The sequence below is a fragment of the Polaromonas sp. P4_F9 genome (assembly GCF_056401235.1).
The window spans coordinates 227,929-240,684 of record NZ_JBFUJT010000003.1 but is presented as its reverse complement, the minus strand read 5'-3'; the positions used below and the strand labels follow the sequence as shown (position 1 = coordinate 240,684).

The window sequence follows — 12,756 nt, the reverse complement described above, 5'->3', positions numbered from 1 at the left end:
TCTTCGGCGGGCGAAGCGATGTGCGTCGCGTGCTGTATGTGGCCGCCCTGGTGGGTACCCGATTCAATCCAGTACTCAAAGCCTTTTATGCCAAGCTCCTGGCCGCCGGCAAGCCCAAGAAGGTCGCCTTGGTGGCCTGCATGCACAAGCTGCTGGTCATCCTGAACGCCATCGCACGTACCAGGTCGCCCTGGAACAACGCTATTGCAGTAACGAATTAATGTCTTCATTCAAGATGGTTGCTGTCTGGTTGGTGGAACAAAGTGAAGGATCTGGCGATAGATCAACTTCAGAGTCAGGCAGTTTGCAAGAGTGAACGCGCAACAACAAACGATAAATATTGGTGTATTGCTTAGGTTTTCTTCATAATCAACCCATGTCCTTGCCCCGCTATACCCTGCGCCAGCTCGATGCCTTCGTGACCGTGGCCGAGCTGCTGAGCTTCACCGCCGCCGCTGACCGGCTAGCGCTGAGCCCTTCGGCGGTGAGCCAACTGGTGGTCGAGCTGGAGTCCAGCCTGGACTTCAGGCTGTTCGAGCGCAGCACGCGCAAAGTGGCCCTGTCGGCGGCTGGCAAGGAGTTTTTCAGTTCGGCCCAGACCGTGCTCAAACACCTGCGCCTGGCCGAAGTGGCCGCTACCGACCTGCGCAACCGGGCCGCCGGGCTGGTGCGGGTGGCGGCCCCCATGGTGATCGCCAGCGCCATCCTGCCGCCCATCATCCGGGCCCACAGCCAGGACCGCCCCAAGCTCGTTGTGCGCATTCGGGACGCGGCGGTAGAGCAACTCACCGACATGGTGGCCAGCGGCGAGGTCGATCTGGCCGTCGGCCCCGACCGCCAGAGCAGCGATAACGTGCTGCGCATCAGCCTGTTCAGCAGCCCCTGGGTGTTGTGGTGCGCCAAGGACCATCCGCTGGCGGCCAAACGGGTGCTGCAATGGCGCGATTTGCGTCACCACGCGCTGGTCACGGCGGGGCGTGACCACGAACTTAGCGTGGCGCAAATGGGCTCGGCTCTGCCCGAGGACGAGCGCATAAGCCCGCATGATGTGGTGGACAACATCTCCACCGCGCTCGGCCTGGCCGCCGCAGGCCTGGCCGCCACGGTGTCGCCCGCCTACGTGGCGCCCTGGGCCAAACGGCAGGGCCTGGTGATGCGCCGCATCGTGGAGCCCGAAGTCATGCGCCAGGTCTGCCTGTACCGGCCAGCCCACCGGGTCGCGTCGCCCGCGACCGAGAGCTTTGCGGAATACCTGATGGAACGGCTCATGAAGGTACGCCAGGCCGCGACCCATGTTTCGTAACTTGTGTGTTTACGTATTAGTCTCTAACAAGTTATGGTTTAACTTGGCGGCATTGAACCGCCGCCGCCGATTTGCAGCCGACGCCTTCCTGGTCCGGCAGGCCCGGAACCCGGTTCAGGCCAATGACAAACCGAGCCTGCTCTGAAACTGCCTGGCCTGCCCGGTCAGCGGGTCGGTAAAAGCAATCGATTTGGCCAGCAACTGCAGGGGCTGGCCGTAGTCGTCGTCGGGTGTTATTTCGACGGGCGGGTACATCCGGTCGTTCATGATGGGCAGACCCAGCGCGTTCATGTGCACACGCAGCTGATGCTTTTTGCCGGTGACCGGGCTGAGTGCATAACGCGCTTTGTTGCCCTTGATTTCCAGCACATCAATACAGGTTTCGCTGTTGGGCTCGCCGGGCACTTCGCGTTGGCGAAAGAACGGCTCGTCTTCCACGATCCGGCTTTGGCGAGTGATCGGGAATGACAAATCATCCCGCCATGGCGCAATGGCCTCGTAGTGTTTGCTGACGCTGCGATGCCTGAACAGGGCCTGGTAGGCGTCGCGCTCGGCGGAATTCACTGAAAACAGCACCAGGCCCGCGGTTTCACGGTCAATGCGGTGAATCGGGATCAGGCTGTCCATGCCCAAGCTGTTTTTAAGCCGCACCAGCAGTGTTTCTTGGAGGTAGGGGCCCGAAGGTGTGACAGGCAAGAAATGCGGCTTGTCGGCGACCACCAGGTGCTCGTCCTGGTAGAGCACGGTTTCTTCAAACGGTATGCGCGGCTCGTCGTCCACGGCGCGGTAATAGTACAGCCGCATGTGGCCGCGGTAGGGGCGCCCTGGCGTGACGGCAGCGCCAAATTCATCGACGACCAGGCCGTCCCGCATGCGCTGAAGCCAGACCTCGCGCGTGATGGCGGGGAAGCGCTCAAGCAGAAAATCGGTGATGGTCGGCCAGTGGCCCGCAGGCAAACCCACGCAACTTGGGCTGACACCATCGCGGGTCGGCAGGCCGTGCAGGGGCGTGGTCGTCACATCTTCGCGCAGAGAAACTCACACACGCGTGAACACCACATCCCACACGCCATGGCCCAGCTTGATGCCGCGGTTTTCAAACTTGGTCAGGGGGCGGTAGTCGGGCTTGGGGGCATAGCCGTCACCCGACGCGTCAGCCGTGTTTTTCAGCAGGGCTTCGGCGCTCAGGACTTCGAGAATCTGTTCGGCGTAGGGCTGCCAGTCGGTGGCGCAGTGCAGGTAGCCACCGGGCTTCAGCCTGGCCGCCAGCTTGGCAATCAGGGGCGCCTGGATCAGGCGGCGCTTGTTGTGTTTCTTTTTATGCCAGGGGTCTGGAAAGAAGATGTGAACGCCGTCCAGGCTGCCGGCTGGCAACATGTTGTCAATGACTTCGACGGCATCGTGCTGAAGGATGCGGATGTTGCCCAGGGCCTGCTCCTGGATACGCTTGAGCAGCGCGCCGACGCCGGGGGTGTGCACTTCGCAGCAGAGGAAATTTTTGTCGGGGCTCAGGGCCGCAATGTGCGCCGTGGCCTCGCCCATGCCGAAGCCGATCTCCAGGATGGTGGGAGCCACCCGTTCAAAGGCGGCGGCGAAATCCAGGGGCGCAGGCGTGTAGGGCAGTAAAAACCGGGGTCCCACGTCTGTAAAGGCCTTGGCCTGGCCGGCGGTCGTGCGGCCGGTGCGCCGGACAAAACTCCGAATGTTGCGGGGATGGCTCGCGTCGGTGGACGGGCCCTCGGGGAAGTCGGTGGCGTTGGGGGCGGGGTTTTCAGTCACAACGCGATTTTAGTGCGCTGCGTCTGCATGACGGCTTGCCCACTGGGGCACCGCCTGCTGCAGCCATGCTGCCGGTGTGCCGGCTGCGGCATTGCCCTGCAGGCCCAGCAATTGGCCGGCCTGCTGAAGCACGGCAACCGGGTGGCTGGTGTCCAGCGGCTGGGCGCCGTTTTGCTTGGACAGCTTTTCGCCATTGCGCCCCAGCACCAGGGGGGTGTGCAGGTAGCGCGGCTGGGGCAGGGCGAGTGCGCGTTGCAACAGGATTTGCCGCGCCGTGTTGTCGGCCAGGTCCTGGCCGCGCACGATGTCGGTCACGCCCTGGGCTGCGTCGTCCACCACCACGGCCAACTGGTAGGCCCAGAGGCCATCAGCGCGTTTGAGCACAAAATCGCCGACTTCGCGGCTCACGTTTTGCGCCTGGCTGCCCAACAGCCGGTCATGCCACACCACGTCGCCACCTTCTTTTTCTAATGCTATTGATTGAACAGCGCGTTGTGCATGAGGGGATCCGGCCAGCGGCATGTTTTCCCGAGGTGTTTCCGTGAGGAAGCGCCAGGCGCGGGCAGGGCGGCCGTTCAGGCCCTGTCGGCAGGTGCCCGGATAAACCAGCTCACCGTGGCGTGCCCGCGCTTGTCCGCTGGCCGCAAGTGCGCGTGCAATATCCTGCCGCGTACAGGCGCAGGGGTACGCCAGGCGCCGTGCCACGAGCTGATCCAGCGCGCTTTGGTACAGGGCGCTGCGCTGTGACTGGTATGCCGGCGCTTCATCGGGCATCAGCCCGCAGGCGGCGAGCTGCGCAAGAATGGTCTGGTCCGCACCCGGCACGCAGCGGGGCGTATCGACATCTCCGATGCGCACCAGCCACTGCCCGTGGTGAGCGCGGGCATCGAGCCAGCTCGCCAATGCCGCCACAAGCGAACCTGCATGCAGCGGGCCGGTTGGCGAAGGCGCAAACCGGCCAATGTAGGTGGCTCCCACGCCGGGTCACTCCGCGTGCTGCGCTGTGCCGGCCATGGGGCACCCGTCAAGCGATGGCCAGGGCCATTTCCAGGCCAGACACAAAGCCGTCCTCAACCCGGTGGCCCAGGCACCAGTCGCCGCAGGCACCAATGCGCGATTTCGGATCCCAGGCATGGCTCTTTCCCAGGGGGTCGATGGTTTGGGCATGGCGCCAGCGGTGCACCACGGCGTGTGGCGGCTGCGCCCGTATGCCGGTGACTTCCGTGAAGGCCTTGAGCAGTTTGGCTTTCACGCGTTCGGCGTCGTCCTCCAGATGGCGTTCCGACCATTCCGGGCTGGCCTGGACGGTCCAGCGTTCGATGGGGCTGCGCCCGGGCTTGGAGGACTCGCGGGCCAGCCAGGCGATGCGGTGGTGGGTGCTGCGCGCCGCATTCCAGTGCGGGCCCAGATGCGACAGTGTGGGCTGGAGGGCTTGCGGAAAAGCCAGCATCAGGCTCCAGCAGGGCGCCACGCTGACGTCGGCCATCGCCGCCCTCAGTGGTTTGCCCTGTTGTGAGTTCAGCAGCAAGCCATCGGCCTGCGATGAGGGCACGGCCAAAACCACAGCGTCAAAGCCTGAGTGAACCCGGTTGCTGGCGCCGGGGCCGTCGGTCTGCAGCTGCCAGCGCTCCGGGTGCAGCCTGTCGGCTTCCAGCCGGACCACTTCGGTTTCAAGCACCAGTTTGCCGGCCGCTGCCAGGGGCTCGGCCCACCGGCGAACCAGCGCGTTCATGCCCGGGGTGGCAACCCAGTGGGCCTCCTTGGGCGGCAGCGAAGAGGCCACGACGCGGCCCAGCTCATCGAGAATGCGAACGGTATTGGCGCTCCAGGGGCGTACCAGCCCGGGGACTGTGGCCAATGCTTTTTCAAAGCGCGCGTCACGCACCGTGAAGTACTGGGTGCCGTGGTCGAATCCGCCAAACTCGCTGTCCCGGGTGGCCATGCGTCCACCCGCCCCCTTGCTTTTCTCGAAGACGGTAACCTGGTGCCCGGCTTGTGTCAGCGTGCGCGCACAGGCGATGCCGGCGATGCCGGCACCCACCACGGCGATGTGGCGCTGTTTGAATTTTTCAGGTGAAGCAGTGCGGGATTTCTTTGTCATGTCTCTCTACTTTTTCTGGTTGGGTGAAAGGGGTGTTTGACGCGTCCATCCATCGGTTCAAAAATTCATTTACAGCGCAACCATAAACGAAATCCATAAGCGCACTCTACACGCAGGCGCGGCCAGCCGGCTTGCAGGGCACGGTTTTACACGGTTTTAAATGGATTGCTCGCGCTCCAGCAATGCTTTGCGGGTGGTGGGATGGTCCAGTTGCCCAAGCCACCACTGCAGGGCGCGTCCTTCGCTGCCATCGGTGGTGCGGCGCCAGGCGTAACTCACGGGCACCAGGCGCGCCGCCCGCTGCATCTTCTTTTCCACCAGCCGGCCCGTGGCGATGTGGGGCCGTGCCAGGTACTCCGGCAAAAAACCTCCGCCCAGGCCGCGCAGCTGTGCGTCGAGTTTTTCCTGCATGCCCGGCACGGTAAATATGTCCTGGCCGCCCAGCAGGCCCATCGTCACGCCGCTGCCCCGCTGCACCGAGTCGGCAACAGCCACGGCACGGTGCGGCATGAGCATCGCGTCCGTGACGGGTTCCGCGGCCTGGGCCAGCGGATGATGAGGTGCCACGGCATAGACGAAATGGATGGTCCCCAGTGGCCTGCTCTGCAGCGCCTTGCTCGGCGCCGRCTTGGTATCCACGTTGATCGCCACGCCGATGGCCAGGTCGGCCTGGCCAGAGGTCAGGGCTTCCAGCGTGCCGGACAGGGCCTCTTCACGTATCCGCAAGCGGGTGGGTGGGTTCAGCGCAAAAAATGCCTCACATAGTTCCATCACGGTGGTGCGCGAAATCACGCTATCGACCGCCAGCGTGAGTTCCGGTTCCCAGCCCGTTGCCACGCGCTTGACGCGATTGGCCACCGCATCGAGCTCGGCCAGCAGGCGGTTGCCTTCGCGAAGCAGTTCCTTGCCGGCTTCGGTCAGCCTGGCCTGGCGCGACGAGCGGTCAAACAGCAGCACATCGAGCGCATCTTCCACCTGGCGAATCCGGTAGGTCAGGGCGCTGGGCACCACACCCAACTCCCGGGCGGCGGCGGCCATGCTTCCGGTGCGGTGCACGGCACCGATCAGTCCGATCGCTTCGGGGGTGAGGGCGTCACGGACTGCGGTGTTAATCATTTATGGTCTGAAGATTCAAATAATTTGAATGATGCCATCAAATTCGAGCAATGGCTACAGGGGTGCGGGCACCTACATTGGAGTCATTGCAACGCACCTTGAAAGGAGCACTAGATGATGACCTTAAGAACTTCCAGCGAACGGGGCTATGCCGACCACGGATGGCTCAAATCGTTTCATTCCTTTTCGTTTGCGGGTTACTACGACCCGGCCCATATGGGTTTTGGCAACCTGCGCGTCATCAATGAGGACCGCATTGCCGCGGGCAGGGGCTTTGGCACGCACAGCCACAAAGATATGGAAATCATCAGCTATGTGCTGAGCGGCGAGCTTGCGCACAAGGACAGCATCGGTAACGTGAAGGGCATTCCGCCCGGTGATGTGCAGCGCATGAGCGCGGGCACCGGCGTGCAGCATAGCGAATTCAACCATGCCGAAGGCCAGACCACGCACTTCCTGCAAATCTGGATCGAACCGAACGTGACAGGGATTGTCCCCAGCTATGAACAAAAAACTTTCCCGGAGGCCGAGAAGCGCGGCGCACTGCGCCTGGTTGCTTCGCCGGACGGCGCGCAGGGCTCTGTCATGATCCATGCAGATGCCAGCATTCGTGCGGGCCTGTTTGACGGTGACGAAGCCGCCACACTAGCACTGGATCCGTCGCGTAAAACCTATGTGCACCTGATCCGGGGGCAGCTTGAGGTGAACGGGCAACTGCTTCGCTCGGGTGATGCTGCCGCCCTGCAATCGGAAAGCCAGTTGCGGCTCGGTCGGGGGCAATCAGCCGAAGTTCTGGTCTTTGATTTGGCGCCTTGATACCCTGCAAGACTAAAAATATCAAAGGCAAGTTTCAATTTGATAGCGCTTGCCTATCATGATTTTTTGATCCATCATTTTCTTCATTTTCTTCATTTTCTTCATCTTCTTCATTTTGCTTTTTTAATTAAATAGGACTCACCATGTTTGCATCTCTCCAAAATCCTTTGTCGCTGATTGGCCGCGTCTTGCTGGCGTTGCTGTTTGTGCCTGCGGGTTTCAGCAAAATCGGCGGCTTTGCCGGCACGAGTGGCTTCATCGCATCCCAGGGCGTTCCTTTTCCCGAACTGGCCACCGCGGCAGCGATTGGTGTCGAGCTGGGCCTGGGGCTGCTGCTGCTGGTGGGCCTGCAAACCCGCTGGGCGGCGCTCGGCATCGCCTTGTTCACGGTCGTGATCACCTTCATCTTTCACAAGTACTGGGCGGTGCCGGCTGATCAGGTCATGCTGCAGCAGCAAGCCTTCTTCAAGAATATTGCCGTGGTGGGTGGTTTGCTTACGGTGGCAGCATGGGGTGCGGGTGCCTGGAGCCTGGACGCCAAGCGCTCGGACTAGTCATGGCCCCTGCCGCGGCGGGTGTGGAGCCCCGCCCTGGTGGTTGATTTCCGGATTCTTCCTGACTTATTCACCTGCTTTCTTCAACGAGGACAAGAATGCCGAAAGTCGTAGTGCTCTACCACTCCGGGTATGGCCATACCCAGCGCATGGCGCAATCAGTGGCGGAAGGTGCCGGGGCTGAACTCCTGGCCATCGACGCCGATGGCAACCTGCCCGACGGCGGCTGGGAAATCCTCGATGCGGCAGATGCCATCATCATGGGATCTCCCACCTACATGGGAAGTGTCAGCTGGCAGTTCAAGAAATTTGCCGATGCCTCTTCCCGGCCCTGGTACACGCAGGCCTGGAAAGACAAGCTGTTTGCCGGCTTCACCAACAGCGCAGCCCTCGATGGTGACAAGATGTCGACACTCCATTACCTTTTTACCCTGGCCATGCAGCATGGGGGTATCTGGGTGAGCCATGGCATCTTGCCCAGTACCGGCAAGGCCGCACAGCGTAACGATGCCAATTACCTGGGCTCGTACAGCGGAGCCATCGCCCAGACACCGTCAGACGCCGGCGCCGGCGAGATGTTTCCGGGTGACCTGGAAACGGCCCGGAGCCTGGGCAGGCGCGTGGCCGAGGTGGCGGGAAAGTTTCAGCGTTAAAGTCAGGTACGCATCAGCTTTTTTGCGCGGGCCTTTCGTATCCACTTTCGTTTTCAGCTTACCTTTCATTCGCACAGGAATTCCTCATGTCCATCGAACTGCAACGCGACCGCTCGGCGGCTATGGCCCAGAAACTCAGTATCCGCAGCCATGCACTGATGGTCGATGGGAGTGTGGCCGAAGGCGGCGCCGACATCGGCCCCAGCCCGCACGATTTGTACGATGCAGCGCTGGGCGCCTGCAAATCCGTTACCCTCATGTGGTACGCCCGCAAGAAAGGGATTCCGGTCGACGACATCCATACGGTGGTAGAGCGCGACGACTCCGGTGAACGCAGCGGTGTGTACCGCCTGGCGACCACCTTGCGGATCCGGGGTGACCTGACGGATGCCCAGTTGCAGGAGTTGCAGGCCGTTGCGCAAAAATGTCCCGTCCATAAACTCATGACCACCGTCACTACTGAAATCACAACAGCTGTGGAGAGACTGTCATGAGCGTGCAACTCAAGCTGACCGGGCACAACAAGGATTTGGGCGGAGGTTTCCTGGTGCGGCGCCTGCTGCCTGCGGGACGGCGGCAGTCCGTGGGACCGTTCATCTTTTTTGATCATTTCGGCCCGGTCACGGTACAGCCGGGTGCCAGCCTTGATGTGCGGCCGCATCCGCATATCGGGTTGGCCACGGTCACTTACCTGTTTGAAGGCGCGATGATGCACCGCGACAGCGTGGGCTCTGTTCAGCGCATTGAGCCGGGTGCGATCAACTGGATGACGGCCGGTCGCGGCATCGTGCATTCCGAGCGCGCTCCCGAGGATTTGCGGAGCAAGACCTACGTGAACCACGGCCTGCAGCTGTGGGCCGCCTTGCCCCAGGCGTATGAAGAAGCGGCCCCGGACTTTTCACACACGCCTGCGTCGGCCATTCCTGTGGTGTCGGTCGGCGGGGCTGACGTGCGCGTGCTGATTGGCGAGGCGTTTGGCGCAACATCGCCGGTCAGGACATTTTCCAAAACCATTTACCTGGATATCCAGCTCGCGGCAAATGCGACGCTGCAATTGCCGGCGCTGGCCGAGGAACTTGCGATTTATCCCGTGGATGGTGATGTGACGGTGGACGGTGAGCCGGTTGCGGCGGGTACCCTGGCCACGCTGGCGGCCGGTGCTGGCGTGACCATCAGCAGCGGTGCGCCGGCACGGCTGGTCGTGATAGGCGGGGAGCCGCTCGATGCCCCCCGGTTTATCTGGTGGAACTTTGTGTCCAGCCAGAAGGCGCGCATTGTGCAAGCCAGTGATGACTGGGAGGCTCAAGCCATGGGTCATGTGGGCGGGGAAACCGAATTCATTCCGCTGCCTGAACGAAAATTCGCCGCCGGTTAGGCGTTGCCTTTTCGCGGTTTTTTTGCACGTATCTTGTACGTACTTTGCACATATCTTGCACGTAAGATGGCGCGATGAAAATCTTCGCGCTGCTTCCTTGGGGTGACTGGCTGGCCATCGTCTGGTTTTTTTCGGGCTGGATAGGCTATGCCTGGTTTGCCCGGCATTACGGGGCGCAACGGCCTTCGCTGCTGCAGACCACCAACCGCTACCGGCACTACTGGCTGTTGCAGGCCACCGCCCGCGACCCGCGGGTCATCGACGGCATCATCACGCAAAACCTGTCGAGCACGCCGGCCTTTTTTTCCTCGACCACCATCATCATCATCGGCGGCCTGTTCGCGCTGCTGGGTACGACCGACAAGGCGACGGAGCTGGTGCGGGAAATCCCGTTTGCGGTCCGGACCTCTGTGCTGATTTTCGACCTCAAGGTCATCATGATGGTGGGCGTGTTTGTGTACGCTTTTTTCCGCTTCAGCTGGTCCATGCGCCAATACACCTTTGTCGCGCTGGTGATCGGCTCCATGCCGTCACCGCAGGAGTTTGAGCAGGGCAAGTTTGACCGTGAAATGTTTGCCCTGCGGGCCAGTCGCCTGGTGGGGTTGGCCGCCGAGACCTTCAACGACGGGCTGCGCGCCTATTACCTCAGCTTTGCCATCATGGCGTGGTTTTTCTCCACCATTGCCTTTGCATTGGCCACGGCTGTGGTGCTGCTGATTCTCTACAACCGCGAATTTGACTCCGACGTGCTGGGCGTTTTGCGGGAATAAGTAGCCCCCACGCTTGCCACTTCGTGTGCTGCGCTGCCCCCCGAGGGGGCTGTGCTTGCTTGGGGCGGCCCTGCGCGGCGCACGCCCGGCGGAGAATTTTCTCTTCGTTGAAACTCTCAGGTGATGTCGCGCGCCAGCCGCAGGCCGCTGAACTGCCATTGGGCATCGGGCGGGAAAAAGTTGCGGTAGCTCGCGCGAATATGGCTTTGCGGCGTGGCGCACGAGCCGCCGCGCAGCACAAACTGGTTGCACATGAACTTGCCGTTGTATTCGCCCACCAGCCCCTCCCAGGGTTTGTAGCCGGGGTAGGGGTTGTAGTTGGACTGCGTCCACTCCCAGACATCGCCAAATATCTGCGCGGGAGCGCCCTGGCTGGGCTGCTGCAGCGGCAAGGGGTGGTAGGCCGCATTCTCGACAAAGTTCCCCGGCCGTTCGCCTGGCGCGGGCAGGGTGCGAGCCGCCGCTTCCCATTCAAACTCGGTGGGAAGCCGTGCGCCAGCCCAGCGCGCAAACGCATCGGCCTCAAAGTAGCTCAGATGGCACGCGGGGGTATTCGGGTCTACCTCCACCAGCCCTTGCAGCGTGAAGTTGCGGTAGTTGGCATCCGCGTGGGTATCGGGGAGATCGCCCTGCCAGTAAAGCGGTAAACGGCGCTGACCGGCCTCCACCCAGTCCCAGCCCATGGACAGCCATAACTCGGGCCGCTGATAGCCGCCATCGGCGATGAAGGCCATCATTTCCCCATTGGTCACCAGCCTGCTCGCCAGCTCAAAGGGGGCAACATGGACGCGGTGACGCGGTGTTTCGTTGTCAAACGCAAACCCGCCATCCCGTCCGGTGTCAAAGCCGTGCTCTGTCAGGCCGCCGGCGTAGCCATGCCAGCGCAGCGGTTGGGGATGGATGCCGGCTAGCGGCCAGCGTCTGGCATAGGCGGGCTGCTGCGGATTGAAGGACAGGGCGTGCTTGATGTCGGTGAGCAACAGCTCCTGGTGCTGTTGCTCGTGATGCAGGCCCAGCGTGACGAGCTGCGCGAGTTCGCCCTGGTCGGCCAGCCGGCCCGCAGCCAGCACGTTCAGCACACGTTCATTGACCTGCGCCCGGTAAGCCAGTACTTCCTCAAGCGAAGGGCGGCTGATGAGGCCGCGCTGTGGCCGTGGGTATTTAGTCCCAACGCCGTTGTAATAGCTGTTGAACAGCACGCGGAAGCCAGGATTGAAAGGTGTGAAGCCCGGCTCGAACCTTTCGAGGATGAAGGTCTCAAAAAACCAGGTGAGGTGCGCCAGATGCCATTTGGCGGGACTCGCATCCGGCATGGACTGGAGTTGGCAATCTTCAGCGCTTAGCGGCTGTATAAGAGCCTCGGTCTGGGCGCGGACCTGCTGAAAGCGCTTTTCCAGATCGGAAGCCGGCGTGACGGTGCGAAGCACGGGTTGTGAGGGAGTCATGGGTTATCGCCTTGGGGGTGATTTCCGCAGCTTTCCATAGCTTGCCCCCGTCAGCTGTCAGACAAAGCGCCGACCTGCACCCGGGGATTGAGCGCCGGATCCAGCGCCCGGCGTTCGTCAAACACAAAGCACTCGCCCTCAAAGTGGGCGTGGCCGCTTTCCTCAAAATACTTCAGGATACCGCCGTCGAGCTGGTAAACATGCGCCACGCCTGCCTCCTGCATGAGAATCGCGGCTTTTTCACAGCGAATCCCGCCCGTGCAAAAACTCACCACGGTCTTGCCTTGCAGCTCGTCACGGTGATCCAGCAAGGCTTGCGGAAACTCGGTGAATTTGTCGATGCGCCAGTCGATGGCATTCCTGAAGGTGCCGACATCGGCCTCAAAGGCGTTGCGCGTGTCCAGTGTCACCACGGGACGTCCCTCGTCATCGTGCCCGCTGTCCAGCCAGCGCTTGAGCGTGGCGGCGCCAACGGCCGGTGCCCGGCCGGCAGAAGGCCGGATAGCCGGGTGATTCATGCGGATGATTTCAGGCTTGATCTTGATCAGCAACTTGCGAAAGGGCTGTCCTGCGGACCAGCTTTCCTTGGTTTCCAGGTCATGAAAACGGGCGTCGGTTCGCAGCCATGCCAAAAAATCATGAATGTCGGTACGGCCGGCGGCCAGAAAGAGGTTGATGCCTTCTTCCGCGAGCAGCACGGTACCCTTGATGCCGCGTGATTGCGCGGCCGCCAGCACCGCAGCCTGCAGCTCGGGCAGGCGGTCCAGCGCGACAAATTTATACGCTGCAATGTTCAGAATTTGCATGATGCGGCTAATTGTAGGCAAGGTGCGGGCGGGCAATG

General features: G+C 62.0%; 14 protein-coding genes and 1 pseudogene. 8 read left to right on the top strand and 7 right to left on the bottom strand.

All coding sequences use genetic code 11. The features are described 5' to 3' along the window. A pseudogene (locus AC1DUB_RS04775) lies at nt 1–221 on the top strand (IS110 family transposase); the annotation flags it as partial. Between the two features lie 155 nt (nt 222–376). Then, a complete protein-coding gene (locus AC1DUB_RS04770) occupies nt 377–1,303 on the top strand; it encodes a LysR family transcriptional regulator (protein WP_477728532.1) in 927 nt (308 codons plus the stop codon). A 114-nt stretch (nt 1,304–1,417) separates the two neighbouring features. On the opposite strand, the gene AC1DUB_RS04765 is transcribed toward AC1DUB_RS04770, so the two are convergent. The 5 genes from AC1DUB_RS04765 to AC1DUB_RS04745 form a co-directional block, all read right to left on the bottom strand. Further along, nucleotides 1,418–2,323, bottom strand: a complete 906-nt coding sequence (locus AC1DUB_RS04765) for an RluA family pseudouridine synthase (protein ID WP_477728531.1) — start codon at nt 2,321–2,323, stop codon at nt 1,418–1,420. Nucleotides 2,324–2,341: 18 nt separating this feature from the next. After that, nucleotides 2,342–3,082 carry a tRNA (guanosine(46)-N7)-methyltransferase TrmB gene (trmB, locus tag AC1DUB_RS04760; RefSeq protein ID WP_477728530.1) on the bottom strand — a complete coding sequence of 247 codons (741 nt, stop codon included), beginning with the start codon at nt 3,080–3,082 and terminating at the stop codon, nt 2,342–2,344. A 9-nt stretch (nt 3,083–3,091) separates the two neighbouring features. Further along, nucleotides 3,092–4,060 carry a tRNA glutamyl-Q(34) synthetase GluQRS gene (gene gluQRS / locus AC1DUB_RS04755; protein ID WP_477728529.1) on the bottom strand — a complete coding sequence of 323 codons (969 nt, stop codon included), beginning with the start codon at nt 4,058–4,060 and terminating at the stop codon, nt 3,092–3,094. A gap of 46 nt (nt 4,061–4,106) precedes the next feature. Then, nucleotides 4,107–5,183 carry an NAD(P)/FAD-dependent oxidoreductase gene (locus AC1DUB_RS04750; protein WP_477728528.1) on the bottom strand — a complete coding sequence of 359 codons (1,077 nt, stop codon included), beginning with the start codon at nt 5,181–5,183 and terminating at the stop codon, nt 4,107–4,109. Nucleotides 5,184–5,339: 156 nt separating this feature from the next. Beyond that, entirely contained in the window at nt 5,340–6,299 is a 960-nt protein-coding gene (locus AC1DUB_RS04745; RefSeq protein ID WP_477728527.1) for a LysR family transcriptional regulator, read from the bottom strand. Nucleotides 6,300–6,413: 114 nt separating this feature from the next. Here AC1DUB_RS04745 and AC1DUB_RS04740 point away from each other — a divergent pair, with 114 nt between their 5' ends. From AC1DUB_RS04740 to AC1DUB_RS04715, 6 genes are all read left to right on the top strand, one after another. Further along, nucleotides 6,414–7,115 carry a pirin family protein gene (locus AC1DUB_RS04740; RefSeq protein ID WP_477728526.1) on the top strand — a complete coding sequence of 234 codons (702 nt, stop codon included), beginning with the start codon at nt 6,414–6,416 and terminating at the stop codon, nt 7,113–7,115. 143 nt (nt 7,116–7,258) lie between these two features. Continuing rightward, nucleotides 7,259–7,669: a DoxX family protein gene (locus tag AC1DUB_RS04735; protein WP_477728525.1), complete on the top strand. Its 411-nt coding sequence runs from the start codon at nt 7,259–7,261 to the stop codon at nt 7,667–7,669. Nucleotides 7,670–7,767: 98 nt separating this feature from the next. Further along, nucleotides 7,768–8,322: a flavodoxin family protein gene (locus tag AC1DUB_RS04730; protein WP_477728524.1), complete on the top strand. Its 555-nt coding sequence runs from the start codon at nt 7,768–7,770 to the stop codon at nt 8,320–8,322. A gap of 86 nt (nt 8,323–8,408) precedes the next feature. Next, nucleotides 8,409–8,816 carry an OsmC family protein gene (locus AC1DUB_RS04725; protein WP_477728523.1) on the top strand — a complete coding sequence of 136 codons (408 nt, stop codon included), beginning with the start codon at nt 8,409–8,411 and terminating at the stop codon, nt 8,814–8,816. Next, complete coding sequence (locus tag AC1DUB_RS04720) at nt 8,813–9,697, top strand: pirin family protein (protein ID WP_477728522.1); 885 nt, start codon at nt 8,813–8,815, stop codon at nt 9,695–9,697. Before AC1DUB_RS04725 ends, AC1DUB_RS04720 begins: the two co-directional genes overlap by 4 nt. Before the next feature lie 74 nt (nt 9,698–9,771). Next, nucleotides 9,772–10,467, top strand: a complete 696-nt coding sequence (locus AC1DUB_RS04715; protein ID WP_477728521.1) for a DUF599 domain-containing protein — start codon at nt 9,772–9,774, stop codon at nt 10,465–10,467. Between the two features lie 116 nt (nt 10,468–10,583). Here AC1DUB_RS04715 and egtB read toward each other — a convergent pair whose 3' ends face one another. Next, entirely contained in the window at nt 10,584–11,912 is a 1,329-nt protein-coding gene (egtB, locus tag AC1DUB_RS04710) for an ergothioneine biosynthesis protein EgtB (protein WP_477728520.1), read from the bottom strand. A gap of 50 nt (nt 11,913–11,962) precedes the next feature. Further along, a complete protein-coding gene (locus AC1DUB_RS04705; RefSeq protein ID WP_477728519.1) occupies nt 11,963–12,718 on the bottom strand; it encodes a sulfurtransferase in 756 nt (251 codons plus the stop codon). Nucleotides 12,719–12,756: the final 38 nt, after the last annotated feature.

Bases quoted from the DNA above. Each gene is read 5' to 3' on its own strand.
- AC1DUB_RS04770 (WP_477728532.1), top strand. From the start codon at position 377: ATGTCCTTGCCCCGCTATACCCTGCGCCAGCTCGATGCCTTCGTGACC.
- AC1DUB_RS04750 (WP_477728528.1), bottom strand. From the start codon at position 5,183: ATGACAAAGAAATCCCGCACTGCTTCACCTGAAAAATTCAAACAGCGC.
- AC1DUB_RS04740 (WP_477728526.1), top strand. From the start codon at position 6,414: ATGATGACCTTAAGAACTTCCAGCGAACGGGGCTATGCCGACCACGGA.
- AC1DUB_RS04735 (WP_477728525.1), top strand. From the start codon at position 7,259: ATGTTTGCATCTCTCCAAAATCCTTTGTCGCTGATTGGCCGCGTCTTG.
- AC1DUB_RS04730 (WP_477728524.1), top strand. From the start codon at position 7,768: ATGCCGAAAGTCGTAGTGCTCTACCACTCCGGGTATGGCCATACCCAG.
- AC1DUB_RS04725 (WP_477728523.1), top strand. From the start codon at position 8,409: ATGTCCATCGAACTGCAACGCGACCGCTCGGCGGCTATGGCCCAGAAA.
- AC1DUB_RS04720 (WP_477728522.1), top strand. From the start codon at position 8,813: ATGAGCGTGCAACTCAAGCTGACCGGGCACAACAAGGATTTGGGCGGA.
- AC1DUB_RS04715 (WP_477728521.1), top strand. From the start codon at position 9,772: ATGAAAATCTTCGCGCTGCTTCCTTGGGGTGACTGGCTGGCCATCGTC.
- egtB (WP_477728520.1), bottom strand. From the start codon at position 11,912: ATGACTCCCTCACAACCCGTGCTTCGCACCGTCACGCCGGCTTCCGAT.
- AC1DUB_RS04705 (WP_477728519.1), bottom strand. From the start codon at position 12,718: ATGCAAATTCTGAACATTGCAGCGTATAAATTTGTCGCGCTGGACCGC.